This window comes from Hansschlegelia zhihuaiae, assembly GCF_004103825.1.
In the GTDB taxonomy this organism is placed as follows: Bacteria; Pseudomonadota; Alphaproteobacteria; order Rhizobiales; family Methylopilaceae; genus Methylopila; species Methylopila zhihuaiae.
On sequence record NZ_RYFI01000002.1, the window covers coordinates 23137 to 49744 of the forward strand.

The 26608-nt window shown below is 68.9% G+C and carries 23 protein-coding genes and 1 tRNA gene; 17 read left to right on the forward strand and 7 right to left on the reverse strand.

Features of this window, described 5'->3' with window-relative positions; translation table 11 throughout:
- Positions 1 to 172: 172 nt before the first annotated feature.
- From EK403_RS02440 to EK403_RS02470, 7 genes are all read left to right on the forward strand, one after another.
- Positions 173 to 871 carry a hypothetical protein gene (locus tag EK403_RS02440; protein WP_128775929.1) on the forward strand — a complete coding sequence of 233 codons (699 nt, stop codon included), beginning with the start codon at positions 173 to 175 and terminating at the stop codon, positions 869 to 871.
- 91 nt (positions 872 to 962) lie between these two features.
- On the forward strand, positions 963 to 2489 hold the full coding sequence (locus EK403_RS02445; protein WP_128775930.1) for an acyl-CoA carboxylase subunit beta: 1527 nt from the start codon (positions 963 to 965) through the stop codon (positions 2487 to 2489).
- Between the two features lie 24 nt (positions 2490 to 2513).
- Positions 2514 to 3827, forward strand: coding sequence for a glycosyltransferase (locus tag EK403_RS02450; protein WP_128775931.1), 1314 nt, complete (start codon positions 2514 to 2516; stop codon positions 3825 to 3827).
- Between the two features lie 151 nt (positions 3828 to 3978).
- The gene (locus tag EK403_RS02455; protein ID WP_128775932.1) at positions 3979 to 5280 is read left to right on the forward strand and encodes a glycosyltransferase; all 1302 of its coding nucleotides are present in this window, start codon (positions 3979 to 3981) and stop codon (positions 5278 to 5280) included.
- A gap of 82 nt (positions 5281 to 5362) precedes the next feature.
- Positions 5363 to 6700, forward strand: coding sequence for an alpha/beta fold hydrolase (locus tag EK403_RS02460; RefSeq protein ID WP_128775933.1), 1338 nt, complete (start codon positions 5363 to 5365; stop codon positions 6698 to 6700).
- A 146-nt stretch (positions 6701 to 6846) separates the two neighbouring features.
- On the forward strand, positions 6847 to 8865 hold the full coding sequence (locus tag EK403_RS02465) for an acetyl-CoA carboxylase biotin carboxylase subunit (RefSeq protein ID WP_128775934.1): 2019 nt from the start codon (positions 6847 to 6849) through the stop codon (positions 8863 to 8865).
- 38 nt (positions 8866 to 8903) lie between these two features.
- Positions 8904 to 9194, forward strand: coding sequence for an acylphosphatase (locus tag EK403_RS02470; RefSeq protein ID WP_128775935.1), 291 nt, complete (start codon positions 8904 to 8906; stop codon positions 9192 to 9194).
- Positions 9195 to 9281: 87 nt separating this feature from the next.
- Here the strand turns inward: EK403_RS02470 and lipB are convergent, their stop codons facing one another.
- Positions 9282 to 10067, reverse strand: coding sequence for a lipoyl(octanoyl) transferase LipB (lipB, locus tag EK403_RS02475; RefSeq protein ID WP_128775936.1), 786 nt, complete (start codon positions 10065 to 10067; stop codon positions 9282 to 9284).
- A gap of 73 nt (positions 10068 to 10140) precedes the next feature.
- Here lipB and EK403_RS02480 point away from each other — a divergent pair, with 73 nt between their 5' ends.
- On the forward strand, positions 10141 to 10437 hold the full coding sequence (locus tag EK403_RS02480) for a FliM/FliN family flagellar motor switch protein (protein ID WP_128775937.1): 297 nt from the start codon (positions 10141 to 10143) through the stop codon (positions 10435 to 10437).
- Positions 10438 to 10500: 63 nt separating this feature from the next.
- Positions 10501 to 10585 (forward strand) — tRNA-Leu (locus EK403_RS02485).
- Positions 10586 to 10713: 128 nt separating this feature from the next.
- On the opposite strand, the gene EK403_RS02490 is transcribed toward EK403_RS02485, so the two are convergent.
- A complete protein-coding gene (locus EK403_RS02490; protein WP_128775938.1) occupies positions 10714 to 12468 on the reverse strand; it encodes a metallophosphoesterase family protein in 1755 nt (584 codons plus the stop codon).
- Between the two features lie 150 nt (positions 12469 to 12618).
- On the opposite strand from EK403_RS02490, the gene mgtE reads away from it, so the two are divergent.
- From mgtE to EK403_RS22125, 4 genes are all read left to right on the forward strand, one after another.
- Positions 12619 to 14040 (forward strand): magnesium transporter, encoded by a 1422-nt coding sequence (gene mgtE / locus EK403_RS02495; protein WP_128775939.1) that lies wholly within the window; start codon positions 12619 to 12621, stop codon positions 14038 to 14040.
- A 126-nt stretch (positions 14041 to 14166) separates the two neighbouring features.
- On the forward strand, positions 14167 to 14334 hold the full coding sequence (locus EK403_RS22120) for a hypothetical protein (protein ID WP_164919469.1): 168 nt from the start codon (positions 14167 to 14169) through the stop codon (positions 14332 to 14334).
- A gap of 63 nt (positions 14335 to 14397) precedes the next feature.
- Positions 14398 to 15222, forward strand: a complete 825-nt coding sequence (locus tag EK403_RS02500; protein WP_128775940.1) for a glycoside hydrolase family 25 protein — start codon at positions 14398 to 14400, stop codon at positions 15220 to 15222.
- A gap of 155 nt (positions 15223 to 15377) precedes the next feature.
- Complete coding sequence (locus EK403_RS22125) at positions 15378 to 15551, forward strand: hypothetical protein (RefSeq protein ID WP_164919470.1); 174 nt, start codon at positions 15378 to 15380, stop codon at positions 15549 to 15551.
- Positions 15552 to 15720: 169 nt separating this feature from the next.
- Here EK403_RS22125 and EK403_RS02505 read toward each other — a convergent pair whose 3' ends face one another.
- Positions 15721 to 16833 (reverse strand): acyltransferase family protein, encoded by a 1113-nt coding sequence (locus EK403_RS02505; protein ID WP_128775941.1) that lies wholly within the window; start codon positions 16831 to 16833, stop codon positions 15721 to 15723.
- Between the two features lie 163 nt (positions 16834 to 16996).
- Here EK403_RS02505 and EK403_RS02510 point away from each other — a divergent pair, with 163 nt between their 5' ends.
- From EK403_RS02510 to EK403_RS02520, 3 genes are all read left to right on the forward strand, one after another.
- Positions 16997 to 17788 (forward strand): YdcF family protein, encoded by a 792-nt coding sequence (locus tag EK403_RS02510; RefSeq protein WP_128775942.1) that lies wholly within the window; start codon positions 16997 to 16999, stop codon positions 17786 to 17788.
- A gap of 78 nt (positions 17789 to 17866) precedes the next feature.
- A complete protein-coding gene (locus tag EK403_RS02515; RefSeq protein ID WP_128775943.1) occupies positions 17867 to 19846 on the forward strand; it encodes a potassium transporter Kup in 1980 nt (659 codons plus the stop codon).
- 30 nt (positions 19847 to 19876) lie between these two features.
- Positions 19877 to 20269: an ester cyclase gene (locus EK403_RS02520; RefSeq protein WP_128775944.1), complete on the forward strand. Its 393-nt coding sequence runs from the start codon at positions 19877 to 19879 to the stop codon at positions 20267 to 20269.
- 3 nt (positions 20270 to 20272) lie between these two features.
- Here the strand turns inward: EK403_RS02520 and EK403_RS02525 are convergent, their stop codons facing one another.
- From EK403_RS02525 to uvrA, 4 genes are all read right to left on the reverse strand, one after another.
- Positions 20273 to 20536, reverse strand: a complete 264-nt coding sequence (locus tag EK403_RS02525; protein ID WP_128775945.1) for a DUF3253 domain-containing protein — start codon at positions 20534 to 20536, stop codon at positions 20273 to 20275.
- Entirely contained in the window at positions 20533 to 21945 is a 1413-nt protein-coding gene (gene trmFO / locus EK403_RS02530; protein ID WP_128775946.1) for a methylenetetrahydrofolate--tRNA-(uracil(54)-C(5))-methyltransferase (FADH(2)-oxidizing) TrmFO, read from the reverse strand. Before trmFO ends, EK403_RS02525 begins: the two co-directional genes overlap by 4 nt.
- Before the next feature lie 106 nt (positions 21946 to 22051).
- Entirely contained in the window at positions 22052 to 22210 is a 159-nt protein-coding gene (locus EK403_RS02535) for a DUF1127 domain-containing protein (protein ID WP_128775947.1), read from the reverse strand.
- 284 nt (positions 22211 to 22494) lie between these two features.
- Positions 22495 to 25536, reverse strand: coding sequence for an excinuclease ABC subunit UvrA (gene uvrA, locus EK403_RS02540; RefSeq protein ID WP_428979565.1), 3042 nt, complete (start codon positions 25534 to 25536; stop codon positions 22495 to 22497).
- 255 nt (positions 25537 to 25791) lie between these two features.
- Between uvrA and ssb the strand changes: the two genes are divergently transcribed.
- On the forward strand, positions 25792 to 26289 hold the full coding sequence (gene ssb / locus EK403_RS02545) for a single-stranded DNA-binding protein (protein ID WP_128775948.1): 498 nt from the start codon (positions 25792 to 25794) through the stop codon (positions 26287 to 26289).
- Positions 26290 to 26608: the final 319 nt, after the last annotated feature.

A 26608-nucleotide genomic window follows, 5' to 3' on the forward strand; every position in this document is an offset into this window, starting at 1 on the left:
CCCGAGGGAGGAGGAACAGCGTCCCTCTTCGAGGGATCGCTCGGCCGTACCGGTTGCAAAAGGGCAACGATTGCTCGCGACCATACGCGGATAGGTAGTTCTCCGGATGGGCGAGTCGCGCGCGGCCGGTCGTTATCGGGCGCTCACGAAACGCCCGTAAGGCCTGACCCACATGCGCCTCACTCTCCTGAAGTTCTCCGTCGCGGCCGCGCTTGCGCTCGCGCTTTCGGCCTGCGCGGCGCATCCGCCGTTCATCCCGGCGGAGCAGCCGTCTTATGTGGGCAAGGTCGAGGTGCGGACCGACCCGAAGATCACGTCGACCCGCATCGCCCAGGCGGTCAGGTCCGAGACGATGCGCGAGTCCACGCGCTATGGCCGCAGCGGCGCCGCAAAGGAACTCCGGATCTCGATCGAGCGCCTGAACTACAAGAACCCGGTGGCCTCGCTGCTGATCGGCGACGCCAACCACGTCAAGGCCCGGGTCGCGGTGATCGACGCCGCCTCGGGGCGGCCGCACGGCGAGTTCGAGGCGGATGCGATCGACAATCTGGCGATCAACGGCGTGGTCGGGGCGGTGATGGCCGCGACCCAGGACAAGGGCGCCGTCGACGAGCGACTCGCCGAAAAGCTCGCCTCCGTGGTCATGGAGCGCGTCTACGGCACGGCCGCCGCGACCGAGGCGCGCAAGCGCGAGCCTGTCGACGTCGCCGAGGAAGCTCCCGCGTTGACGCCCCCGGCGCCCGCTCCAGCGGCCAAACCCAAGCCCGGCGCTCCGAAGCGCGCGCCGGTCGCGAAGCAGCCCGCGGCGCCCGCCGCCGCGGGCAAGACTGCGATGGCGACGGGGCCCGCTCCGGTCCCCGCGGTCCGCTGATCCCTCGGCCCTTCGTCGGCGTTGCGGCGCCGCAGCGCGCGCGTTACGGCTCTCGGCTCGTAAGTTGAGCCGAGAGCAAGAGGCGCCGCACGTGAAGCACATTCTCGAGGAGCTGGAAGAGCGCCGCGCCACCGCCCGGCTCGGCGGCGGCGAGAAGCGCATCGCGGCGCAGCACGCGCGCGGCAAACTGACGGCCCGCGAAAGGCTCGAGATCTTCCTCGATCCCGGCTCCTTCGAAGAATACGACATGTTCGTGGAGCACCGCTCCAACGACTTCGGCATGGAACGCCAAAAGATCCCCGGCGACGGCGTGGTGACCGGCTGGGGCACGGTCAACGGCCGCAAGGTGTTTGTCTTCGCCAAGGACTTCACGGTGTTCGGCGGGTCGCTCTCCGAGGCGCACGCCAACAAGATCATGAAGATCCAGGACATGGCGATCCGCAACCGCGCGCCGGTCGTGGGCCTGTTCGACGCCGGCGGCGCGCGCATCCAGGAGGGCGTGGCGGCGCTCGGCGGCTATGGCGAGGTGTTCCAGCGCAACGTGCTGGCCTCGGGCGTCATCCCGCAGATCTCGGTGATCATGGGCCCGTGCGCGGGCGGCGACGTCTATTCGCCGGCCATGACCGACTTCATCTTCATGGTGCGCGACCGCTCCTACATGTTCGTCACAGGCCCGGACGTCGTGAAGACCGTGACCAACGAGACGGTGACGGCGGAAGAGCTCGGCGGAGCGAAGGTCCACACCACCAAGTCCTCGATCGCCGACGGCGCCTATGACAACGACGTCGACGCGCTGGTCGACATGCGCCGGCTGATGGACTTCCTGCCCGGCAACAACATCGAGGGCGTGCCGGAATGGCCCTCCTTCGACGACGCCGACCGCGAGGACCTGTCGCTCGACACGCTGATCCCGGACAATCCGAACAAGCCCTACGACATCAAGGAGCTGCTCGCGAAGACCGTCGACGAGGGCGACTTCTTCGAGATCCAGGCGGATTTCGCGAAGAACATCGTCACGGGCTTCGGCCGCATGGAAGGCCGCACCGTCGGCTTCGTGGCGAACCAGCCGATGGTGCTGGCCGGCGTTCTGGACTCCGACGCGAGCCGCAAGGCCGCGCGTTTCGTGCGCTTCTGCGACTGCTTCGAGATCCCGATCGTGACCTTCGTGGACGTGCCGGGCTTCCTGCCGGGCACCGCGCAGGAATATGGCGGCCTCATCAAGCACGGCGCGAAGCTGCTCTTCGCCTATGCCGAGGCGACGGTGCCGAAGGTCACGGTCATCACCCGCAAGGCCTTCGGCGGCGCCTATGACGTCATGGCCTCGAAGCATCTCAGAGGCGACGTCAACTATGCCTGGCCGAGCGCTCAGATCGCGGTGATGGGCGCCAAGGGCGCAGTCGAGATCATCTTCCGCGGCGCTGACGCGGACGGCATCGCGGCCAAGACCAAGGAATATGAGGACCGTTTCATGTCGCCCTTCGTGGCGGCCGAGCGCGGCTATATCGACGAGGTCATCCACCCCCGCTCGACCCGCAAGCGCGTCGCCCGCGCGCTCGCCATGCTGCGAGGCAAGCGCCTCGAGAACCCGTGGAAGAAGCACGACAACATCCCGCTGTGAGACGCTGAGCCGGCGAACGAACCAATGCGCGCGCTGATCTGCGCCTTTGGCAGCCATGGCGATGTGCTGCCGCTTGTCGCGATCGGCGCGGAGCTGAAGCGGCGCGGCCACGACGTCGTGGTCGGGAGCGCCGAGCCGTTCGGCGCGGCTGTGCGGCGGGCGGGGCTCGAATTCGAGCAGCTCGCGACCGAGGCCGAGTATCGCGAGGCGCTGGCGCACGCCGATTTGTGGCGGCCGATCCGCGGGGCGCGGCGGCTGCTGGGCTTCGTCGAGCGCTCGATCCGGCCGGTCCACGACTTCGTCGCGCGCCGGCGGCTGAAGGGCGAGACGATGGCGATCGCCTCGTCGCTCGCGATCGGCGCGCGCGTCGCAAACGACGCGCTGAGCGTTCCGCTGATCACCGTGCATCTGTCGCCGATGATGATGCAGAGCGGCCATGAGGCGCCGCGGCTGCCCGGGCTTCCGCCGCTCGCCTGGCTGCCGCCGCGTTTCCGGTGGGACCTCCAGATGGGCGTCGACGAATATTTCGTGGATCCCGCCGTCACGCCCCGGCTCAACGCCTTCCGGGCCGAGCTCGGACTGAAGCCGATCAAGCGGCTGCGTCACTGGTGGAACGCGCCGCGCCGCATGCTGCTGATGTGGCCGGACTGGTTCGCCGCGCCCCAAGCCGACTGGCCGGGCCAGGCGCGGCTGGGGGGCTTCCCGCGCGCCGACCTCTTTGGCCATGTCGACGACCGCCCCGACGAAGCGCTCGAGGCGTTTTTCGCCGCTGGGGAGACGCCGATCGCGGTCACATTCGGCTCGGCGATGCGGGGCGGGGAGGAGCTCTATCGCGCGGCGCTCGACGCCTGCGAACGCTTGGAGCGCCGCTGCCTCGTGCTGTCGCCGACGCCGGTCGAGATTCGGCCCGCGATGCGCGGCCGCGCCATCGTGGTTCCTTATGCGCCGTTCGGAGCGGTGCTGCCGCGCTGCGCGGCCTTCGTGCATCACGGGGGCGTCGGAACATTGGCGCAGGGCTTCGCCGCGGGGCTGCCGCAGCTCGTCGTGCCGCTCGCCTTCGACCAGTTCGACAACGCCGACCGCCTCCACCGGCTCGGTTGCGGGATCTCCGTGAGCCGCCGCTGGTTCGGCCCTCGAAGCGGCGCGCGCGCGCTCGCCGCGCTGATCAGCTCGCCTGCCGTGGCGGAAAGCTGCCGGCAGGTCTCGGAACTCATGCGCGCCGACGACGCGGTCGGCCGGGCCTGCGACGAGATCGAGGCGGAGTTCGCGGCCGAGCGGGCGATCCGCCGCGCGCGGCCGAAGCGCAAGGCCCAAAGACCTCCGACTGCGGCTGATTAAGCACGTCGCGGGCCGAACTGCGCGAAGCCGAGCCCGCGCATTGCCGCATTGCATCAAAAGGGCTTGAATTGCGCGCGAGCGAGGCGGACAGAGTCTTCCGTCATCTTCTCGTCACGCGATCAATCCGCATCTCGCGGCCGCTTGGTGGTTCATGCGTATTTTGGTCGTTTCGATCGGCACCTATGGCGACGTGCTGCCTTTCATCGCGATGGCGGCGGAGCTCGACCGGCGCGGCCACCATGTGACGCTTGCGAGCGCCGCGACCTTCGAGGCGGCGGCCCGGCGCGCCGGCGTCGACTTCGAACCGCTGATGAGCGTCGAGGACTATTCCGAGCTCTTCGAGCATCCTCAGTTCTGGCGCCCGTTCCACGGCGCCCGGCGCCTGTTCTCGGCCCTGCCGAAATTCCTCAAGCCGACCCACGACTTCGTCGCGAGGCATCATGTCCCGGGCGAGACCCTGGTGATCGCCTCGGCGCTCGCGATGGGCGCGCGGATCGTGCGGGAGACGATGGGCGCGCCGATCGTGTCCGTCCATCTCGCTCCGATCATGTTCATCAGCCGCGACGATCCTCCGCGCACGCCCTACCTCATCGTCCCCAAATGGCTTCCCAAGGCGGTTCGCTGGCGGCTGCAGACCGGCCTCTACACCGAGTTCATCGCTCCGCTGATCCTGCCGGGGCTCAACGAGTTCCGGCGCTCCATCGGCCTGAAGGCGAGGCGCAGGATCAGATCCTGGTGGCAGTCGTCGCAGCTCACGCTTCTGCTGTTTCCGAGCTGGTTCGCGTCGCCCCAGCCGGAATGGCCGAAAAGCGCCAGGCAACTCGACTTCCCGCGCGCCGACATGTTCGGCGCGGTCTCGGCCCGACTCGACCGGCGGCTGGACGCCTTTCTGGACGCCGGCGAAAAGCCCGTCGCGATCACCTTCGGGTCGGGGCGGCTCGGCGGCGACGCGGTCTACCGGGCTACGATCGAGGCCTGTCTCAAGCTCGGAAGGCGCTGCCTCGTTCTGTCGCATCAGGAGCTCGACATTCCCTCGGGCCATGAGGACCAGGTGTTCTTCTCGCGCTACGCGCCGCTGAGCGAGGTGCTGCCGCGCTGCGCGGCGCTCGTCCATCATGGCGGCGTCGGGACCGTCGCGATGGCCTTCGCGGCGGGCGTCCCGCAGCTCATCTCGCCGCTCGGCTTCGACCAGTTCGACCACGCGGTCCGCGTCCGGCGGCTCGGCGCCGGCTTGTCGCTCTCCCGCTCGCATTTCAACGGGCGTCGCGCCGCCACGGCGTTGAGGACGCTTCTGTCCTCGCCGCTCGTCGCCGAACGCTGCGCGCGGATCGCGGCCGCGACCTCGAAGGAGGACGTCATCGCCAAGGCGTGCGACGTCGTCGAGGCGGAGTTCTCCGCGGCGCTCGAGCCGCGCGGCCGCGCCCGAGAGGCGCGCCGGGCGGCGGTTGTCTAGCGCGCGCCGCGGGCCTAACCTCCTCGCGGGGCTTTTCCGGGCGTTTGGACACGGACGCGCAGGCGTGACATGAGCTTTGTTCATGGCGCTCACTGAAGGTGCTCCGATCCGGACCGGCGACGCCGACGATCTCGGCGCGCATGCGCCGCGGCGCGGCGAACTCGGCGCCGAGCCGTCGCGCCAGGAAGTCCGGCGCCGGCACGTGCTCTACGTCCCCGGCTACGACCCCCGCGATCCGCAGCTCTACCGCCGCCTCGCGGCGCTCGAGCTCCGGCGCTTCGGCAAGCTTTGGGATGCGCGGGTCGAGATCGCGCCCGAAGCGATCGGCGACCCGGCCACGCCGAGCGTCGGCTGGAAAGGGGTGGTGACCGCAGGCGACGCGCGCGTCGAGGTCACCTACGAGACCCTGCGCTGGGACGACATCGTCGCGCAGGATTTCGCGACGCCGCTGCCGGTGAAAATTCTCCGGGGCTTCAAGACGCTGTTCGACTCGCTGGCGTCGGGCCAGCTCTTCCGGGTCGCGCGCGCCTCGCCCTGGTGCGCGATCGTCTGGATCTATCCCGTCTGCGCCTTCCTCGGAGCGGGACTGCTGGCCGCCGCGTTCGGCGCGTTCGTCGCCTTTTTCGCTGGACTGGTCGGCGCTCCCGGGAGCGCGGCCTTCGTCATCGGCGCGCTCGTCGCCTTCGCGGGCGCGCTCGGCGTGATGGCGGCGCTGAGGCGCGCCGGCAGCTACGTCATTCACCTGATCGACGACGGCCGCTCGCAGCGCCACTACATCCGCCGCCAGTGCCCTGAGCTCGAGCGGCGGGTCGACGCCTTCGCGGCCCGCATCCGCCAGGTCAAGGCGCGCTCCGACGTCGACGAGGTGATGGTGGTCGGCCATTCGAGCGGCAGCTTCATCGCCATCGACGCGATGGCGCGCGCCTACGAGGCTGACCCGGACCTCGGCCGCGGCCGCCCGGCGCTCGCGCTGCTCACCGTCGGCGCGACCGAGCTTCTGGTGGCGCTCCATCCGGCCGCCGGCTGGTTCCGGGACCGGCTGAAGCGGATCGCCATGGAGCCGACGCTGTTCTGGGCTGAGGTCTACGGGCCGTGGGACCTGATCAACTTCCCGAACCGCGACCCGGTCGAGGAGCTCGGCCTCGACGCGCCCGCCGACCGGCCGAACCCGACCTTCCGCCGCGCCTTCCTCACCAAGATGCTGAAGCAGGGCACGATCGACGAACTGAAGCGGCGGCTCAACCTGTTCCGCCTGCATTTCCAGTTCATCATGTCGAACGAGGTGCAGGGGCCGTTCGACTATTTTTCCCTCGTCTGCGGCCCCTGGCGCGTCCGCACCCAGTTCCGCCGCACCGCCCGCGGCGCGCTGATGTCCCCGCACCTCGGTCCGCCGGTCTATCCGGGGAAGAAGGAGGAGTGAGCGTCACGCTGCGACGGCGTGTTGCTGCGCCGCACTCCGTCCTTCGAACAGTGGCGCGGGCGCCGGCTCTCCCCTAAACACGGACGTCTGATCCGCCTTCGTCCTGACCGGGACGCCCGAGGCGTTCCCCGGAGTTTCTCGTTCCGATGTTCAAGAAGATCCTCATCGCCAACCGCGGCGAGATCGCCTGCCGCGTGATCAAGACGGCGCGCCGGATGGGGATCGGGACGGTCGCGGTCTATTCCGACGCCGACAAGGACGCGCTGCATGTCGAGATGGCCGACGAGGCCGTCCATATCGGCCCGCCGCCCGCCGCCCAGTCCTACCTGGTCATCGAGAACATCATCCGGGCGGCCAAGGAGACCAAGGTCGAGGCCGTGCATCCGGGCTACGGCTTCCTGTCCGAGCGCGCCGCCTTCGCCGAGGCGCTGGCCAATAACAAGATCGTCTTCATCGGCCCGAACCCCAAGGCCATCGAGGCCATGGGCGACAAGATCGAGTCCAAGAAGGCGGCCGCCAAGGCCAAGGTCTCGACTGTCCCGGGCAATCTCGGCGTGATCAAGGACGCCAAGGAGGCCGTGAAGGTCGCCGACGAGATCGGCTATCCGGTGATGATCAAGGCCTCGGCCGGCGGCGGCGGCAAGGGCATGCGCATCGCGCACTCCGCCGCCGACGTGGCGGAAGGTTTCCGCGCCTCGCAGTCGGAGGCGAAGTCGTCGTTCGGCGACGACCGAGTGTTCATCGAGAAGTTCATCGTCAATCCGCGCCATGTCGAGATCCAGGTGCTGGGCGACAAGCACGGCAACGTCATCTATCTCGGCGAGCGCGAATGCTCGATCCAGCGCCGCAACCAGAAGGTCGTCGAGGAGGCGCCGTCGCCGCTGCTCGACGAGGCCACCCGCCGCGCGATGGGCGAGCAGTCGGTCGCGCTGGCGCAGGCTGTCGGCTATGATTCGGCCGGCACGGTGGAGTTCGTCGCGGGGCAGGACAAGAGCTTCTACTTCCTCGAGATGAACACGCGCCTCCAGGTCGAGCATCCGGTGACCGAGCTCGTCACCGGGGTCGACCTGGTCGAGCAGATGATCCGGGTCGCGGCCGGCGAAAAGCTGAAGATCAGGCAGGAGGACGTCACGCTCACCGGCTGGGCGGTCGAGAGCCGGATCTACGCCGAGGACCCGTATCGCAACTTCCTGCCGTCGATCGGCCGGCTGACCGCCTACCGGCCGCCGGCCGAGGAGCAGAGGGACGGCATCACGGTCCGGAACGACACCGGCGTGGTCGAGGGCGGCGAGATCTCGCTGCACTACGATCCGATGATCGCCAAGCTCGTGACCCATGGCCCGGACCGGCTGTCGGCGATCGAAGCGCAGGGCAGGGCGCTCGACGCCTTCGGGATCGACGGCATCCAGCACAACATCCCGTTCCTCACCGCCCTGATGGAGCATCCCCGTTGGCGGATGGGGAACCTCTCGACCGGCTTCATCGCGGAAGAATTCCCGGACGGTTTCGCCCCGCGCAAGGCGGAGGGCGAGGTCGCGGCCGCGCTGGTCGCGATCGCGGCGCAGATCGACTGGATGGTGATGGAGCGCCGCCGGCTGATCAGCAATCAGTTGCGCGCGGGCGCCGCCACCAAGGAGCGACTGCGCACCGTGCTGCTCGACGGCGAGCCCACGCGGGTCGAGACCTCGGCCGAGGGCGACGCCGTGCTGGTCCGCACGCTGGACGACCAGGGCGGCGAGACGCGGCTGCAGCGCGTTGTGACGGACTGGCGGCCGGGCGAGCCGGTCTGGCGCGGGACGATCGACGGCGTCGAGATCGCGGCGCAGGTCCGCAAGGCGAAGAACTACGGCTATGACCTCGCCCATCGCGGCGTCGCGGTCTACGCCCGCGTCCACGGCGCCCGCATCGCCGAGCTCTACGCGCTGATGCCCGAGAAGCAGGTCGCCGACACCTCGAAGCAGCTGCTCTGCCCGATGCCGGGCCTGGTGGTCTCGATCGCGGTCGAGGAGGGGCAGGAGGTCAAGACCGGCGAGACGCTCGCGGTGGTCGAGGCGATGAAGATGGAGAACGTCCTTCGCGCCGAGCGCGACGGCGTGGTCGCCAAGATCAACGCCAAGGCCGGCGACAGCCTCGCGGTCGACGCGGTGATTCTGGAGTTCGAGTGAGGGTTGCCGGCCGTCGGCCTGCGCCCATGTGAGCGCCGATGAGCGACACCGTCGAACGTTTTCGCGTCACCGGCCTCGTGCAGGGAGTGTTCTACCGCAAATGGGCGCAGGCGAACGCCGAGGGGCTCGGGCTGCGCGGCTTCGTCCGGAACATGGGCGACGGGTCGGTCGAGGCGGTGTTGGCGGGCCCGAAGGAGAGACTCGACGCCTTCGCGGAGGCCTGCCTCGCCGGGCCGCCGAACGCGAAGGTCGAGAAGGTGACGCGCTCGGCCGCGGACGAGGACGATTTGCCGAAGCGCGACGGGGTCGAGATCGCCGACGACGGGTGAGCGTCGAACGCTCCGCCATGTCCCGGCCTTGAGCCGGGACCCATTGAACTCAGTCGTGGCCGATCGAACGGCGTTGGGTCCGTTGCGTTAGAGGCCGTCGCGCCGGATGGATCCCGGCTCAAGGCCGGGACATGACGGCGGCGCCTCACTCTCGCGCGTCGCTCCGAAAATCTCCTCGAACGTCTCGCGCAGCGCCATGTCGACCTCGGGCACGGAGACGACCCGTCCCAGATCGGCGAGGCTGGTCACGCCATGGTCCCGCACGCCGCAGGGGATGATGCCCTGATAGTGCGACAGGTCCGGCTCGACGTTGAGGCTTGCGCCGTGCAGCGTCACCCAGCGCCGCACCCGGACGCCGATCGCCGCGATCTTGTCCTCTGACCCCGCGCCGCGCTCGGGGCGCCGCACCCAGACGCCGACGCGGTCCTCCCGCCGCTCCCCGGTCACGCCGAATCGGTCGAGCGTCGCGATCAGCCAAGCTTCGAGCGAAGCCACATAGGCTCGCAGGTCCGGCCTGCGGCTTTTCAAGTCGAGCATGACATAGGCGATGCGCTGGCCGGGGCCGTGATAGGTGTACTGGCCGCCGCGGCCGCTCGCGAACACCGGCAGGCGGTCCGCCTCGACGAGGTCGGCGGGCTTCGCGCTCGTGCCGGCGGTGTAGAGCGGCGGGTGCTCGAGCAGCCAGACGAGCTCAGCGGCGGCGCCGTCCGCGATCGCCGCGGCCCTCGCCTCCATTTCGGCGACGGCGGTCTCGTAGCCCACGGGCGCGTCGTTGACCCGCCATTCGACCGGCGCCGCGCCGGACGCTCCGGCGAAACTCTGCGCGAGACGGTCGCGGGCCAAGGCTAGGGCAAGGGCCCCTCGGTCAACCATGGATTAACCCTGTCCGTGTTCTCGTCATCTCGAGACGGCGCCGCGTCTGGAGCGCCGCGGGAGACGGTAGTTCGTGCCGCAGATCGACAAGGTCAATCTCGAGCTGTCCGTCGTGCTGGGCGCCGCCGCCATGCCGATCCACCAGCTCCTGCGCATGGGCCGCGGCGCGGTGATCGCACTTGGCGCGAACGAGGACTCCGCCGTCACCCTGCTCGCCAACGACCATCCGATCGCCCGCGGGACGGTGTTCGTCAATGGCGACCGGATCGGCGTCGAGATCACCGACATGCTGCCGCGCGACCAGAAGGGCCGGACCGAGCGGCTTCAGGACGAAGGGGCGCCGGATCGGGAGGCTGTCGACGCGGCCTGAGCCGAGGCGCCGCGCCGATCGCGCTTGTGGTCGCCAAGTCGATTTGTTATCAGCACCGCCGCCGCGGTCGTGGCGGAACTGGTAGACGCGCAGCGTTGAGGTCGCTGTGGGGCAACCCGTGGAAGTTCGAGTCTTCTCGACCGCACCAGCGCCTGAACTCCCTTGATCGTACGGACTTCCGGTCCGGACCTCCGATCATGGAAACGGCCCGCCTCGAGCGGGCCGTTTTCGTTTGCGGCGAGACCGCGCTTGGCCCGATTCGTCTCGCCGCCGCTCTCAGACGACGGCGAGTTCCGGCTGCTCGATGGGCGCCGCGCTCCGTGCTCCCTGCTCCGGCAGGTCGACCCGCTGCGGCTTGAGGAGGGCCAGCCTTCCGTCCTTCACGGCCAATCTCTGGATGTAGAAATAGGGTTCTCCCATGACGGGAGAGGGCGCGGAGACGATGCGCAGGCCGCCGCAGCGCCCGGTCCAGTCGACATGCCGGTGGCCGTGCATGACGATGAGCCGGTGCGCGTTGGGCTTGAGCTGGCGCAGGAACCAGCTGCCGTTGATCAGGGCGGTGCCGATCCGCTCGGACAATGAACGCGTCGGCCTTGGATACTCCAGCAGATGGTGGTGCAGGGCCACGATCCAGCACGCGTCGGGCCGCGCCCTCATGATGGCGGCGAGCCTGCGCTCCTGCTCCGCCGGCATCAGGCCCAGCGCATTGGTGAAGGAGAAATGCGTGTCGGCGTTGGAGTTGAGCAGGACGACGCCGAGCCCGTCCGGCCCATCGGGGTCGAGCGTCATCGGAAAAGCCTCGTCCCAGAGTGAGCGGATGTCGGCGGCGCGCTTGCCGCGGCCGGTGCGGATGAAGGTCCTCACCGCTGACGCGTGCGGCGCCAGCCATGCCGAAAGCGAGGCCTGATCGCGTTTGGACGATCCGCCGATATGCACGCGTTCGCCCTGGAGTTTGGCGAGAAGGGCCAGAGTCCGCAGGCGCCGCAGCCGCTTGCCGGGCGAGAATGGCAAGTCGAGCCGGGCCGGGTTCGCCCGGTCGACCACGTTGACGTCGTGGTTGCCGGGAAGCAGCAGGGCGCGGTCGCGAAGCCCCGGAAAGCGGTCGAGCGCCTCGACGAATTCGGCCCATTCGGCCGACCGGCCCGCGTCCGTCATGTCGCCGGTGAAGAGGACGAGGTCGAGCCGTTCTTCGGCGTCCACGCGGGCGAGCGCCGCGAGCGTCTGGGCGACCCGTTCATTGCCCTGTGGTCCGGACCGACCGCTCTCGATCCGGAAGCCGAAGCGCTCGCCGATGGTGTGGAGGTCCGACAGATGCGCGACCCGCCAGACCTTGCCGCCCGGCTCGGGGTCGTGGCGATCGAGGCCGACCGGCTGGTCCATCGCCGCATCCGCGGTGCCCCACACGAGCGAGGCGAACGCCACGTAGACGCCGAACAGCACCACGCTGTTGGCGAGGGCCGCCACGATCAGGGACGCGGGCGCGATCAGATCCGCCCATGAGCCGATCCAGCGGGAGTGCGGCCAGGCGAGATAGGCGGCCGCGCCCGAGGCGAGCGACATCAGGACGGCGGCCGCGAGCGCCGTCACCCGCCCGACGCGGGCGCCGTCGCGCCGGAAATAGAGCGACAGGCGTCGCCCGACGAAATGGCGAAGTCCTTCTCGGCAAAGCACGAAGCTTGGCTGGACGGCGAGCGCGTTCAGCGACCAGAAGCTCTGTTCCGCAAGCCGGAACGCCGGCCTCGCTCCGACGAGGGCGAGTGTGATCAGGCCTGCCAGGACCAATAGCGGAAGCAGTCCCCCGAGGGCTTCGGCGGCGCTTCGCGAGGTGGTCGACCACCAGGCGGTGACGACGAGCGGCGCCGCGCCGAGAAGCGCGCACGGCAATCCGATCAGCAGCAACCATGACAGGAGCAGCTTCGGCAGGCTGATCTCGACCAGCACCCAGCCGGCGAGCGAGGCGATCGACCAGAGCTTCGTGCTCGAGGCGTCGTCCTCGATGTCGCCGCGACGTGGATCGATGAGGTCCGCCATGCGCTTGAGCTAACTCCGGGCGGCTGGGAGATGTCCAGGGAGGCGCAGGCGGGCGAGGGATCGCCCGCCTGCGCCTCGGCGGTTGCCGCCCAACCCCAAAGCGCCTAAACCCGCGACGACTCCCGCCAATCGAACCTCGCCGAGGGCGCCATGACCGCAGACGCCGAAACGCGCGACGCGTCGCCCGAGGTCGAGGCCGACGCGGAGATTCGCGACGACGAGGGCCGGCTCGTCACGGCTTTCGTCGAGGCCGTCGAGGCCGCGATCAGCGCGAACGACTCGCAGCGCGTCCGCGAGATCGCCGGCGACCTCCATGAATCCGACGTCGGCGATCTGATCGAGACCCTCGAGGCCGAGGACCGCCCGAAGCTCGTCGAGCTGCTCGGCAAGGATTTCGACTTCGCGGCGTTGACCGAGGTCGACGAGACCGTGCGCGTGCAGCTGCTCGAGGAGCTGCCGCCCGAGACCGTCGCGGAGGGCGTGCGCGAGCTCGAATCCGACGACGCGGTCTACATCCTCGAGGACCTGGACGAGGCCGAGCGCGCCAAGATTCTGGAGCAGATCCCTGCGCCGGAGCGCATCGCGCTCACGCGCAGCCTCGACTACCCGGAAGACTCGGCCGGCCGCCGGATGCAGACCGAGTTCGTGGCCGCGCCCGAATTCTGGACCGTGGGCCACACCATCGACTACGTCGCCGACGCCGAGGAGCTCCCCGACACCTTCTACGAGATTTTCGTCGTCGACCCGACCTACAAGCTGGTGGGCTCGGTGCCGCTCGACCGGCTGCTCAGGGCGCGCCGCAGCAAGCATCTGTCCGAAATCCTGGAAGACGATCCCCGCACCATCGCGGCGACCGAGGACCAGGAAGACGCGGCGCGCATGTTCGAGCGCTACAACCTCGTCTCGCTCGCCGTGGTGGACGAGGCGGAGCGCCTCGTCGGCGTGCTGACCGTCGACGACATCGTCGACGTGATCGAGGAGGAGGCGGACGAGGACCTCCGCGCGCTGGGCGGCGTCACGGGCGACGAGGAGATCTCGGATCCGGTGTTCTACACCGCCCGCAGCCGCATCCCGTGGCTGCTCGTCAATCTCCTGACCGCGATCCTCTCGGCGAGCGTCATCGGGCTGTTCGAGGCGACCATCGAGCAGATGGTCGCGCTCGCGGTGCTGATGCCGATCGTCGCCTCGATGGGCGGCAACGCCGGTACCCAGGCCATGACGGTCGCGGTCCGCGCCCTCGCCACCCAGGATATCGGCGGACGCAACGCGCGCCGGCTGATCCGACGCGAGACGCTGGTCGGGCTCGCCAACGGCGTCGTGCTCGCGCTCGTCATCGCCTGCGCCGCCGGCTTCTGGTTCCAGAACGCCCAGCTCGGCGTGATCATCGGCTGCGCGATGGTGACCAACCTCGTCTTCGCCGGCCTGTTCGGCATCCTGATCCCGCTGACGCTCGAAAGGCTCAAGGCCGATCCCGCCGTCGCGTCGGGCGTCTTCCTGACCACGGTCACGGACACCGTCGGGTTCTTCTCCTTCCTCGGCCTCGCCACCTGGTGGTTCGGCATCGGCAAGTGATCCGCAGCGCGGACCGCCCCGAGGGACGCCGGTCGGGGAAAACATGGTGACCGGCCGGTTAACGCTTTGGCGACAGTTCGAGAGATAGCCTGCGCGCGACTGAAGGATCACGCAGGAGATTTCAGGATGATCGAACCGATGCTCGCCCGGCTTATGGGCTGCGTGGTGTTCGCTGGCCTGACCGGCGCGCTTCTGGCGGTGGTGTCCACGCCGACCGACACCGCGAAGCGGGACGCGGTCGCGGCCGCGGAATTGCAGCATCGCGTGCAGACCGCGATGGTCGCGCGTCAGTAATGGAGCTCAGCCGCTTTTTGCGGTAATGTGCAGGCGCGCTGATCTTAGGGAGCGTTCGGGGATATGCGACACGGGGGACCCGGCGAGCGCCTCAAGGGCGTGGGCGCCGCAGCGGCGCTTCTCGCCGCATTCGCGCTCAGCGCCTGCTCGACGGTGGCGGGCGACGTGCCGCTCGAGCGGACCGCTCTGACGACCGAGATCGAGACCGGCGTCGGCGTGACGTCTCCGATGACGGGCGTCGTCACCACGCCGGACGATCACGCGATCAAGGGCATCGACGTCTCGAAGTTCCAGGGCTCCGTCGACTGGGCGTCGGTGCGCGCCTCGGGCGTGTCCTTCGCCTATATCAAGGCGACCGAGGGCGGCGACCGCATCGACGACCGCTTCGCCGAGAACTGGGCCGGCGCGAAGGCCGCGGGCGTGCCGCGCGGCGCCTACCATTTCTATTATTTCTGCCGCACCGGCGCCGAGCAGGCCGCCTGGTTCATCAGGAACGTGCCCGCCGATCCGAACGCGCTGCCGGTCGTGCTCGACATGGAATGGAACCACCTGTCGCCGAGCTGCAAGCGCCGGCCGCCGGTCGAGGAGGTCCATCGCGAGATGTCGACCTTCCTCAGGATCATCGAGAAACACTATGGCAAGCGCCCGATGATCTATTCGAGCGTCGACTTCCACCGCGACCGGCTGGTCGGCGCGTTCCCCGGCTATCATTTCTGGCTGCGCAGCGTCGCGGGCCATCCGAGCCTGAAATATCATCCCTCCCGCGCTTACTCGTTCTGGCAGCACACCGCGACCGGCCGCGTCTCGGGCGTGACCGGCAATGTCGATCAGAACGTCTTCATGGGCGACGTCGCGTCATTCAAGCGGTTCGCCGCGGCGGGCCTCTGACCGGCCCGCGGCGCCGCGCCGCCAGCGCCGCGTCTTTGCGGCGAGGCGCCGCAGGTTCGCGCCGGCTATCAAATGGATCTTTGGCGACGTTGCGTCTTGCCGAAACAGGCGCGGCGTGATCGGTATCGCTCCAGAAACGCCTAGAGGAGTTCGAAATGACCGATCTGACGGAAAGCAGGCTCGACGAGATGGCGTCGAAGATCGCGGCGCTCGAGGAAGAGGTCGCGGTGCTCAAGAAGCGCGTCCGCACGGCCCGCAAGAAGATCCGCAAGGCGAACCCGAACCCGAAGAAGAAGGGCGAAGGCGAGGCGATCGAACCGGCGGTCTGACCGCCGGACTACGCGCGCCCGCGCGCCAGACAAAATCCCCTTCATCGCTGAGGTCGACGCCGCGGCGGACAGCGCCGCGGACGCGCCGGCGCGCCCTCGGCGGAGCGGCGAAGCGAGCGTCGCGGTCTCCGCGTCGGAGCGTGGCCTCCCGGGGGAGATCGCGTCGCGGTCAGTCGCGCCCGACGGGGACCGTCGGCTTGGGCCGCCGCCCGGCGACGCCGAACATCCGGCGGATCGCCGAGGTCGTCGCGCTGACGCGGGCGATCGAGGGACGCTCGACGAACTCCCAGGAGACCCATCCCGCGACAAGAGAGAGCGGGAAGGCGAGCGCCAGGACGCTCCAGGCCGACCAGCCGGGCGCGGCGTAGACGATGGTCTGCTCGATCAGATAGCCCCAGACGTAGAAGCCGTAGGACCACACGCCGAGCTTCGCGAACGGGGCGGCGACCGGGCCGCCGCAGAAGCCGAGGCAGACGATCGCATAGGCGATCAGGATCATGCCCGCGATCGCCGCGAAGGGCGTGAAGGCGAGGGGGATCGCGACGGCCGCCACGCCAAGCAGGATCCAGTTCGACACCGGGATGCGGTCGGCGAAGACCGCCATCGCGATGCCGGTGCCGAAGGTCGAGCAGAACCTCACGAGGTGATGCGGCGTGCCGAGCTGGAGATACTGCTCGCCGTTCCAGAACCACACGACGTTGACCGCGAGCGTCGCGACGAGCCCGAACGCGACCAACGGCTTGATCTTCAGCAGCCCCATCGCGCCAAGCGCCGCGAGCGCGATGGCGAAGACCAGCTCGTAATGGATCGTCCAGAGCGGCACGAACATGATGCCCGGCTCCGGATTGCGGTCGAACACGCCCGGCAGCGTCGCGTTGACGTCGGCGAGCGTCGTCACCGCGAGCACGAAGCCCGCGAGCCCGCCCGAGAAATATTCGGCATGGCCGAGCCGGGTCACGATCGGCCCGATCGCCAGCGCCGCGAACAGGGCGGCGACGAAGATCGCCGGCACGTAGCGTGCAAGGCGGGCGATCACGAAACGCAGAATGTCCGGACGTTCGATCAGGCTGCGGGTCAGCAGCAGGCCCGACAGGATGAAGAAGGCGTGGACGCCGTGGAAATCCAGCGTGAAGGCGAAGACGTGGACGAAGTCCGCGGTTTTCACGCCCGGCGTCGAGGTGATCCAGGCATGCGCATGCAGCACCGCGGTCGCGGCGAGGATCCGCACGGCGGCGAGATCGTTGCTCGGCCGGCTGAGGCACTCTGCGAGGGTGGGCGACAAATTCGAGGTCCTCGTCGCGATGATGATCGCCGCAAGCGCCGGAGATTATCTCGATCTCGTGAACAAAACGTCGAGACGATCAAGGACATCCGGCCTTTCTGGGCGGGCGTCGGTTTCCTCCCGATAGAGGGGCGCCCTAGAGTGCGGCAGGAGCGCGGCGCAGATGTATTTTGTCCTGTCCAAGGTTCTAGGCTTCTTGGCCGCGCCTTCGAACGTCCTGTTCCTGCTCGGAGCGGCCGGGGCCGTCGCGGCGGCCGCGGGCGCGCGCGGGACCGGGATAGGGATGATGGCGGCGGCGATCGTAGGCTTCGGCGTCCTTGGCCTGTCGCCGGTCGCCAACCTTCTGCTCATTCCCCTCGAGGAACGCTTCCCGCGGGCTGCGGCCGATCCGCCGCCGGCCGGCGTGATCGTGCTCGGCGGCTCCTTCGACACGGTCGTGGCGGGCGCTCGGCGCGAGATCGCGCTGACGGAGGCCGCAGAGCGCATGACCGCCGTCGCCGAACTCGCGAGTCGCTTCCCCGGCGCGCGGATCGTGTTTTCGGGCGGCTCCGGCACGGTCGTGTTCGACGGCGCGACCGAGGCCGACCTCGCGGCCCGCATGTTCGAGAGCTTCGGGATCGATAAGGCTCGGTTGACGCTCGAGGGCCGGTCGCGCAACACGGTCGAGAATGCGCGCTTCACCCGCGACCTGGTGACGCCGGTCACGGGCGAACGCTGGCTGCTGGTGACCTCGGCCTATCATATGCCCCGGGCGATCGGGACGTTCCGCCGCGTCGGCTTCAAGGTCGAGCCGTGGCCCGTCGACTACCGCACGCGCGGTCCGGAGGACGCTGCGAGGCCGTTCATGTCGGTGTCGGCCGGACTGCGGCGAACCGACGTCGCCCTGCGCGAATGGGTCGGGCTTGTGAGCTATTGGCTGCTCGGCTATGTCGACGACCCGTTGCCGAGGCCCTGAGAGGCCACAGATAAACCTGCGCTCCGATGGCGAGGGCGCTTCCAGGCTCCGTTGCGGCGACGCCGCGCAAGGCTCTCAATGACGACTGACTCCGACCGAGGCGTGGCGATCGAGCCGGCGCCTTCCGCTCCGCCGCGGGGCGGGGGCCGGGTGGGCGCGAGCGGCACGCATGGGGCTAGCGCCGCCCAGGCGGCCGAGGTCCATGACGAGCGTCACGGCTTCTGGACGCTGACCATCGGCAGCGTCGGAGTCGTCTATGGCGACATCGGCACCAGCCCGCTCTACGCGATGCGCGAGTCGCTGCTGCATCTCGGGCACCGCGCGAGCCTCGAGGAGGTGATCGGGATCACCTCGCTGCTGATCTGGGCGCTGATCGTCGTCGTCACCTACAAATACGTCATGATCCTGCTGCGCGCCGACAACCATGGCGAGGGCGGGACGCTGTCGCTCATGGCGCTCGCCCAGGAGGCGATGGGCCGGGCGACGGTTCCCCTCACCGCGCTCGGCGTGGTGGGCGCCGCGCTGTTCTACGGCGACGCCATCATCACGCCGGCCGTGTCGGTGCTGTCGGCGGCCGAGGGCCTCAAGGTCGCGAGCCCCGCCTTCGCGCCATACGTGCTGCCGATGACGCTGCTGATCATCGTGGCGCTCTACGCCATGCAGTCCTTCGGCACCGGCAGGGTCGCGGCCTTCTTCGGGCCGATCACCGTGGTCTGGTTTTTGACGCTGGCCGCGCTCGGCGCGGTCCACATCATGGACGCGCCGGCGGTGCTCGCGGCCCTCAATCCGTGGCACGCGCTGCTCTTCCTAATCGAGCACAAGTTCCTGGGCTTCGTGGTGCTCGGCGCGACCTTCCTCGCGGTGACGGGCGCCGAGGCGCTCTACGCCGACATGGGCCATTTCGGCCCCGGTCCGATCCGCACCGCCTGGCTTGGCCTGGTGCTGCCCTCGCTCATGATCAACTATCTCGGCCAGGCGGCGCTCGCCGTCTCGCATCCGGAGGCGATCGAGAACCTGTTCTTCCTGATGGCGCCGGAATGGGGCCGCCTGCCGCTCGTCCTGCTCGCCTGCGTCGCGACCGTGATCGCGAGCCAGGCGGTGATCTCCGGCGCCTATTCGCTGACCCGTCAGGCCATGCAGCTCGGCCTGCTGCCGCACCTGGAGGTGCAGCACACCTCCGAGACCCAGCACGGCCAGATCTACATGCCGAAGGTCAACTGGCTGATGCTGGCCGGCGTGCTGCTGCTGGTGCTGACCTTCCAGACCTCGAGCCGCCTCGCGGCCGCCTACGGCATCGCGGTCACCGGCACGATGATCATGACGAGCCTGCTCGCAACCGTCGTGATCGCGAAATCCTGGAAGCTCGGCTGGCCGGTGGCGCTCGGCATGATGGTGCCGATCCTGATCGTGGACGTGACGTTCCTCAGCGCCAACATGCTGAAGATCAAGGATGGCGGCTACATCCCGCTGATGCTCGGCGCCGCCATGGTGGTGCTGATGTGGACCTGGATCCGCGGCGTGCGCTTCGTCGAGGGTCGCATCCGACGCGAGGCGATCCCGCTCAAGGAGTTCGCCAAATCGATGTCGACCTCCTCTGCGACGCGGGTGAAGGGCACGGCCATGTACTTGACGTCGTCGCCCGAGATCACGCCGCCGGCGCTGCTCCACAACCTCAAGCACAACAAGGTGCTGCACGAGCGGAACGTCATCCTGACGGTGCACACCACCAACCAGCCGACGATACGCGACAGCGAGCGGATCTCGCTGAACCGGGTGTCGGAGGATTTCGCGACGCTCGAGGTGCTTTACGGCTTCATGGAGGATCCGAACCTGCCCCGGGCGCTCGCCCAGGCCAAGGAGCTCGGCCTGCCCTTCGACATGATGAAGACGTCGTTCTTTGTCGGACGCCGTTCATTCCGCGCTTCGGCCAGCGTCGGCATGCCGCTCTGGCAGGACCATCTGTTCATCGGGCTGGTGCGGCAGTCCTACGACGCCACCGAATATTTCCGTATCCCCGCAGGCCGGGTGGTCGAACTCGGCAACCAGATGGTGGTGTGACGGCGACGCGCCGAGAGGGGGAGCGGAACGATGACGGGCTCGGAGCTCGAAGAGCGCTACCGGCGCTACATCGCCCGCCTTAACGATCGGCGCGTCCACGAGCTCGAGGACTTCGTCCACGACGAGGTCGTCTACAATGGCGAGCGGCTGACGCGGGCCGGCTACCAGGACCTGATCGCCGAAGCCGTCGCCGCGATCCCGGACCTCTGGTTCGACATCCGGCTGCTGGTCGCTTCGGGCGACAGGGTCGCCTGCCGCCTTCTGTTCGAATGCACGCCGCAACGGACGTTTCTCGGACTGGAGCCCAGCGGCAAGCGCGTGTCGTTCTGCGAACACGTCTTCTACGAGTTCCGCGACGGCCGCATCGCGGAGGTGTGGTCGCTCATCGACCGCTCGGCCCTCGCGGCGCAGCTGGCGGGCTGAATTTCAGGAGGCCGCGTCAGGCAGTCCGATCCGGTAGACGCCCTTGAAATCCTCCGGGTCGACCGGCTTTCCCTTGCGGTAGATCGCGACGCCGCCGCGCTTCGCAAGCCGCACTGCGGCCGCCTTGACCGCGGGAAGCCGGCCCTGCCAGTCCTCCTCGCCGCGCTGCTGGGCCGCCGCCTTGGCGGCCTCGGTCGGACAGATCGTCTTGCCGGCGCCGCGCTCGCGCGCGAGCCGCAGCACCAGATCCTCGATCGTCTCGCTCATTCGGCCGCGACCGCCGTCGGCTGGCCCGCGAGCCACGCCGCGAGGTCTGCGCGGGCGCGGTCGGTCAGCATGCGCTTCTTGGCCTGCGCCTTCATGGCCCCGCGGACCCGCGACCCGTCGGGCGCCCGGATCGGCCCCTCGACCGGCGGGAACAGCCCGAAATTGACGTTCATCGGCTGGTAGCTGCGCGGACCCTCGCCCTCGAAAAAGAGATGGCCGCCGGTGATGTGGCCGAGCAGCGCGCCGAGCGCCGTGGTGGCCGGGAGCGGAGCGAGCGCCGCGCCGTGCCGCTCCGCGGCCGCGAAGCGCCCGGCCAGCAGGCCGGTGGCCGCGCTCTCCACATAGCCCTCGCAGCCGGTGATCTGGCCGGCGAAGCGCAGCCTGGGCTCGGCCTTCAGCCGCAGCGCGCCGTCGAGCAGCTTCGGGCCGTTGAGATAGGTGTTGCGGTGGAGCCCACCGAGCCGCGCGAACTCGGCCTGTTCGAGCCCCGGAATGGTGCGGAACAGCCGGACCTGTTCGGCGTGCCGGAGCTTGGTCTGGAACCCGACCATGTTGAACAGCGTGCCAAGCGCGTTGTCCTGCCGGAGCTGGACCACGGCGTAGGGCTTCTCGTCCGGCTTGTGGGCGTTGGTCAGCCCCATGGGCTTCATCGGCCCGTGGCGCAGCGTTTCCGGCCCCCGCTCAGCCATCACCTCGACCGGCAGGCAGCCGTCGAAATAGGGGGTCGAGGCCTCCCACTCCTTGAACGAGACCTTGTCGCCCGAGACCAGCCCCGCCACGAAGGCCTCGTACTGCTCGCGGGTCATCGGGCAGTTGACGTAGTCCGCGCCGGTGCCGCCGGGCCCGACCTTGTCATAGCGCGACTGCCGCCAGGCGACCGACATGTCGATCGTGTCGGCATGGACGATCGGCGCGATGGCGTCGAAGAAGGCGAGCTCGCCCTCGCCGGTGAGCTCCTGGACGGCCTTCGCGAGCGCCGGGGAGGTGAGTGGGCCGGTGGCCACGATCACGCTGTCCCAGTCGGCCGGCGGCAGGCCCGCGACCTCGCCGCGCGCGATCGTCACCAGCGGATGCGCCTCGAGCGCCGCTGTCACGGCCTCCGCGAAGCCGACGCGGTCGACCGCGAGCGCGCCGCCAGCCGGCACCTGATGGGCGTCGGCCGAGGCCATGATCAGCGAGCCGAGCGCGCGCATCTCCTGATGCAGCAGGCCGACGGCGTTCTGCTCGGCGTCGTCGGAGCGGAACGAGTTGGAGCAGACGAGCTCGGCGAGCGCGTCGGTGTGATGGGCGTCGGTGCCCCGCACGGGCCGCATCTCGTGCAGCACGACGGGAAAACCCGCCTCTGCGAGCTGCCAGGCAGCCTCACTGCCCGCGAGGCCGCCGCCGACGACATGGACGGGTGTGGTCATAGGCGGGGACCGTAGTGTCACGCGACAGGGAGGGCAACGACGGCTTCGGCCAAAAGAAAAAGCCCCGGCGGGGCCGGGGCTTCTCAGCAGTCCGTGGAGCCGGACTTCACGCGGCGCGGGCCGCGCGGCGGGCGACCGACTCGATGTCGAGCCAGGAGACGCCGATGTCGGCGCGCGAGCGGTCGTCGAGCGAGGCGAGCGCGGTGACGGTGGCGCGATAGGTCCTCCAGGCGCGATACTTCTTCAGGAGGAAAGAGAGCAGCATTGTCTTCAGTCCAGTCCGGACGGCGGTCTTGCGGCTCGCGCCTCATGCGCGGGAATGTCGGGGCCGCCGAGTTTCGATGGGCGAGATATAGGGAGAGTCGGCGGTGCTGCGTTAGGCTTAGGCAGGCAATGCTGCAATGCGCGCCTGTCATGCCCGGCTAACGGCCGGTTAACGCCCCGGCGTGTCTTGAAGGGCGTTCATTCTCTCGGAAAGAGCTTCCGAAGATCGCCCCTCGCCAAAGTCTGTTGCGGCGCCACAGAATTAGGCGTGCCGCAAAGTTGCGCCTATTCCGCGGCGTCCTTCAGGCCGCCCTTGAGCGGGCGCCGCTCCAGCACTTCCTTCAGGAAGGCGCCGGTGTGACTGCCCTTGGCGGCGGCGATCTGTTCGGGCGTTCCGGTGGCCACGATGCGGCCGCCGCCGTCGCCGCCCTCGGGGCCGAGGTCGAGGATCCAGTCGGCGGTCTTGATGACCTCGAGATTGTGCTCGATCACCGTAACCGTGTTGCCCTGGTCGACGAGTTCGTGCAGCACCTCCATCAGCTTGGCGACGTCGTGGAAATGCAGGCCGGTGGTCGGCTCGTCGAGGATGTAGAGCGTGCGCCCCGTGGCGCGCCGCGACAACTCCTTCGACAGCTTCACGCGCTGCGCCTCGCCGCCCGAGAGCGTCGTGGCCTGCTGGCCGACCTTGACGTAGCCGAGCCCGACCCGCGCCAGCGTCTCCATCTTCTCGCGGATCGACGGCACCGCCTTGAAGAACGCCGCCGCCTCCTCGACCGTCATGTCGAGCACGTCGGCGATCGACTTGCCCTTGTAGAGCACCTCCAGCGTCTCGCGGTCGTAGCGCTTGCCCTTGCAGACGTCGCAGGTGACGTAGACGTCGGGCAGGAAGTGCATCTCGATCTTGATGACGCCGTCGCCCTGACACGCCTCGCAGCGGCCGCCCTTCACGTTGAACGAGAAGCGGCCCGGCATGTAGCCGCGCGCCTTGGCCTCCGGCAGCCCGGCGAACCATTCGCGGATCGGCGTGAAGGCGCCGATATAGGTCGCCGGGTTCGAGCGCGGCGTGCGGCCGATGGGCGACTGGTCGATGTCGATCACCTTGTCGAGCGCCTCGAAGCCCTCGATGCGCTCGTGGGGGCCCGGATTCTCGTTCGCGCCGTTGAGTTTCCGGGCCGCGGCCTTGAACAGCGTGTCGATCAGCAGGGTCGACTTGCCGCCGCCCGAGACGCCGGTGACGCAGGTGAACAGGCCGAGCGGCACCTCGGCGGTCACGTCCTTCAGATTGTTGGCGCGCGCGCCCACCACCTTCAGCGTCTTCTTCGGATTGAAAGGCCGGCGTTTCTCGCGGACCGGCACCGAGAGTTCGCCCGTCAGATACCGGCCCGTCAGGCTCTCCCGCGACGCCATGATGTCCGCCGGCGTCCCGTGCGCGACGATCTCGCCGCCATGCACGCCGGCGGCCGGCCCGACGTCGACCACGTAGTCCGCGAGCCGGATCGCGTCCTCGTCATGCTCGACCACGATCACCGTGTTGCCGAGGTCGCGCAGCCGCTCGAGCGTTCCGAGCAAGCGGGCGTTGTCGCGCTGGTGGAGGCCGATCGAGGGCTCGTCGAGCACATAGAGCACGCCGGTGAGGCCGGAGCCGATCTGGCTCGCGAGCCGGATGCGCTGGCTCTCGCCGCCCGACAGCGACCCCGAGCCGCGCGACAGCGTCAGATAGTCAAGCCCGACATCGACCAGGAAGCGCAGCCGGTCGCGGATCTCCTTCAGGATCCGGAAGGCGATCTCGTTCTGCTTGTCGCTCAGATGGTTCGGCAGGTCCTCGAACCAGGCGTGCGCCGCCTTCACCGAGAGTTCGGAGGCCTGGCCGACATGTCGGTCGGCCACGCGGACCGCGAGCGCCTCCGGCTTCAGCCGGTAGCCCGCGCAGGCGAGGCAGGCGACGTCCGACATGTAGCGGCCGATCTCCTCGCGCGCCCAGTCGCTGTCGGTCTCCTTCCAGCGCCGCTCGAGATTCACCACCACGCCCTCGAAGGTCTTGACCGTCTCATAGGAGCGCAGGCCGTCGTCATAGACAAAGCGCACCTTGTCGTCGCCGGAGCCGTAGAGGATGACGTTCCGCGCCTTCTCCGGCAGGTCCGCCCAGGGCTTGGTCAGCGAGAAGCCGAAATGCTTGGCGAGGGCGTCGAGCGTCTGGAAGTAGTAGGGCGAGGTCGAGCGCGCCCAGGGCGCGATCGCGCCCTTGCGGAGCGACAGGCCGCCGTCCGGGACCACGAGGTTCGGGTCGACGCTCATTTCGGTGCCGAGGCCGTCGCAGGCCGGGCAGGCGCCGAAGGGGTTGTTGAAGGAGAACAGCCTGGGCTCGATCTCGGAGATGGTGAAGCCCGAGACGGGACAGGCGAACTTTTCCGAGAAGGTCAGCCGCTTCGGCTGCCCGTGCTCGTCGGTCTGGTCGGCGAACTCCGCGATCGCGATGCCGTCGGCGAGGTGGAGAGCCTGCTCCAGGCTGTCGGCGAGGCGCGAGGAGACGTCGCCGCGGATCACCACGCGGTCCACCACCACGTCGATGTCGTGCTTGAGCTTCTTGTCCAGCGCCGGGGCTTCGGCGATCTCGTGATAGGCGCCATCGACCTTGAGGCGCTGAAAGCCCTTCTTCTGGAATTCGGCGATCTCCTTGCGGTACTCGCCCTTGCGGCCGCGGACCACGGGCGCGAGCAGATAGAGCCGCGAGCCCTCGGGCAGGCTCTTCAGCCGGTCGACCATCTGGCTGACCGTCTGGCTCTCGATCGGCAGGCCGGTGGCGGGCGAATAGGGGATGCCGACGCGCGCCCAGAGCAGGCGCATATAGTCGTAGATCTCGGTGACGGTGCCGACGGTCGAGCGCGGATTCTTGGACGTGGTCTTCTGCTCGATCGAGATCGCGGGCGACAGGCCGTCGATCTGGTCGACGTCCGGTTTCTGCATCATCTCGAGGAACTGGCGGGCGTAGGCCGAGAGGCTCTCGACATAGCGGCGCTGGCCTTCGGCGTAGATCGTGTCGAAGGCGAGCGAGGATTTGCCCGAACCCGAAAGACCCGTGAACACGACCAGCCGGTCGCGCGGGATGTCGAGGTCCACATTCTTGAGATTGTGCTCGCGCGCTCCGCGGATCGAGATCATGCGCGCGTCGCGGCCATGGTTCGGCAGGCGCTCGGCGGCCTTGTCGAACGCAGCCTCCAGCGCTGCGGCCGAAGCCTTCCCTCCAGTCGTGACGGCGCGCGGCGGCGGCGCGTCGGCCTTCGCCGCGCGCGAGGCCGGTTTCGCGGTCCGCGTCGTCGCTTTCGCCATGTCAAATCGTCCCGAAGGGCGGGGAGGGCCGCCGGTCGCAGCGCTCTAGGTCGTGTCGCGGTCGGCCGGATCAAGAGCGCGCTTGTGAGCCCCAGCCGCGCATGCTAGAGAACATAAAAAGAACAAAAAGGCCAGCCCATCGGCCGACAAACAGGAACATGGCCGACCGGCCGATTGTGGACAAGGCGACATCGGCGCGCGACCCCGGGCGGCTCCGGGGATAAGGTGCGCCCTCGAAATTTGGGAGAACCCACGATGGCAGGCAGCGTCAACAAGGTCATTCTTGTCGGCAATCTCGGCAAGGACCCCGAGGTGCGTCGCCTGAACTCCGGCGAGCCCGTGGTGAATCTGCGCATCGCGACCTCGGAGCAGTGGCGCGACAAGCAGACCGGCGAGCGCCGCGAGAAGACCGAGTGGCACCAGGTGGTGATCTTCAACGAGAACCTCGCCAAGGTGGCCGAGAGCTATCTGAAGAAGGGCTCGAAGGTTTACGTCGAAGGCCAGCTGCAGACCCGCAAATACACCGACGCCTCCGGCGTCGAGAAATACTCCACCGAGATCGTGCTGCAGCGCTATCGCGGCGAGCTCGCGATGCTCGACGGCCGTGGCGGCGGCGGGGACGACGCCTATGAGGGCGGCGGCGGAGGGGACAGCTTCGGCCGTTCGAGCCCGTCCGAGCGCCGCCAGCCGGCTCCCGCGGCCGCAGGCGGCGGCCGGTTCAGCGACACGATGGACGACGACATTCCGTTCTGATCGCCGGAGGATCGCCGACGATCTCCCGCCGTCGTTCTCGGTCGCCGCGCGCGCTGTTTGGGCTGGACGGCCGCGGCGCGCCGCCTGCGGCGTTCGTCGCATCCATTTGCGGACCGACACCCCGGGCAGGCCGTTAGCGTTAATCATATGTGAAGATCGGCAACCTGAGATTGCCGTTTTTGCTGGCGCCGTCAGCGTCCGCGGATACCTTTCGCCGCCGACCTGACGCGAAAGGACCGGCCATGCTCACCCACGAGATCGGACTCCCGCCGCTGCCGCAGTCGGTGCGGCGCGTCGCCTTGTGGCTCCCCCCCTCCGC

Bases quoted from the DNA above. Each gene is read 5' to 3' on its own strand.
- EK403_RS02440 (WP_128775929.1), top strand. From the start codon at position 173: ATGCGCCTCACTCTCCTGAAGTTCTCCGTCGCGGCCGCGCTTGCGCTC.
- EK403_RS02450 (WP_128775931.1), top strand. From the start codon at position 2,514: ATGCGCGCGCTGATCTGCGCCTTTGGCAGCCATGGCGATGTGCTGCCG.
- EK403_RS02455 (WP_128775932.1), top strand. From the start codon at position 3,979: ATGCGTATTTTGGTCGTTTCGATCGGCACCTATGGCGACGTGCTGCCT.
- EK403_RS02460 (WP_128775933.1), top strand. From the start codon at position 5,363: ATGGCGCTCACTGAAGGTGCTCCGATCCGGACCGGCGACGCCGACGAT.
- EK403_RS02465 (WP_128775934.1), top strand. From the start codon at position 6,847: ATGTTCAAGAAGATCCTCATCGCCAACCGCGGCGAGATCGCCTGCCGC.
- EK403_RS02470 (WP_128775935.1), top strand. From the start codon at position 8,904: ATGAGCGACACCGTCGAACGTTTTCGCGTCACCGGCCTCGTGCAGGGA.
- lipB (WP_128775936.1), bottom strand. From the start codon at position 10,067: ATGGTTGACCGAGGGGCCCTTGCCCTAGCCTTGGCCCGCGACCGTCTC.
- EK403_RS02490 (WP_128775938.1), bottom strand. From the start codon at position 12,468: ATGGCGGACCTCATCGATCCACGTCGCGGCGACATCGAGGACGACGCC.
- mgtE (WP_128775939.1), top strand. From the start codon at position 12,619: ATGACCGCAGACGCCGAAACGCGCGACGCGTCGCCCGAGGTCGAGGCC.
- EK403_RS22120 (WP_164919469.1), top strand. From the start codon at position 14,167: ATGATCGAACCGATGCTCGCCCGGCTTATGGGCTGCGTGGTGTTCGCT.
- EK403_RS02500 (WP_128775940.1), top strand. From the start codon at position 14,398: ATGCGACACGGGGGACCCGGCGAGCGCCTCAAGGGCGTGGGCGCCGCA.
- EK403_RS22125 (WP_164919470.1), top strand. From the start codon at position 15,378: ATGACCGATCTGACGGAAAGCAGGCTCGACGAGATGGCGTCGAAGATC.
- EK403_RS02510 (WP_128775942.1), top strand. From the start codon at position 16,997: ATGTATTTTGTCCTGTCCAAGGTTCTAGGCTTCTTGGCCGCGCCTTCG.
- EK403_RS02515 (WP_128775943.1), top strand. From the start codon at position 17,867: ATGACGACTGACTCCGACCGAGGCGTGGCGATCGAGCCGGCGCCTTCC.
- EK403_RS02520 (WP_128775944.1), top strand. From the start codon at position 19,877: ATGACGGGCTCGGAGCTCGAAGAGCGCTACCGGCGCTACATCGCCCGC.
- EK403_RS02525 (WP_128775945.1), bottom strand. From the start codon at position 20,536: ATGAGCGAGACGATCGAGGATCTGGTGCTGCGGCTCGCGCGCGAGCGC.
- trmFO (WP_128775946.1), bottom strand. From the start codon at position 21,945: ATGACCACACCCGTCCATGTCGTCGGCGGCGGCCTCGCGGGCAGTGAG.
- EK403_RS02535 (WP_128775947.1), bottom strand. From the start codon at position 22,210: ATGCTGCTCTCTTTCCTCCTGAAGAAGTATCGCGCCTGGAGGACCTAT.
- uvrA (WP_428979565.1), bottom strand. From the start codon at position 25,536: ATGGCGAAAGCGACGACGCGGACCGCGAAACCGGCCTCGCGCGCGGCG.
- ssb (WP_128775948.1), top strand. From the start codon at position 25,792: ATGGCAGGCAGCGTCAACAAGGTCATTCTTGTCGGCAATCTCGGCAAG.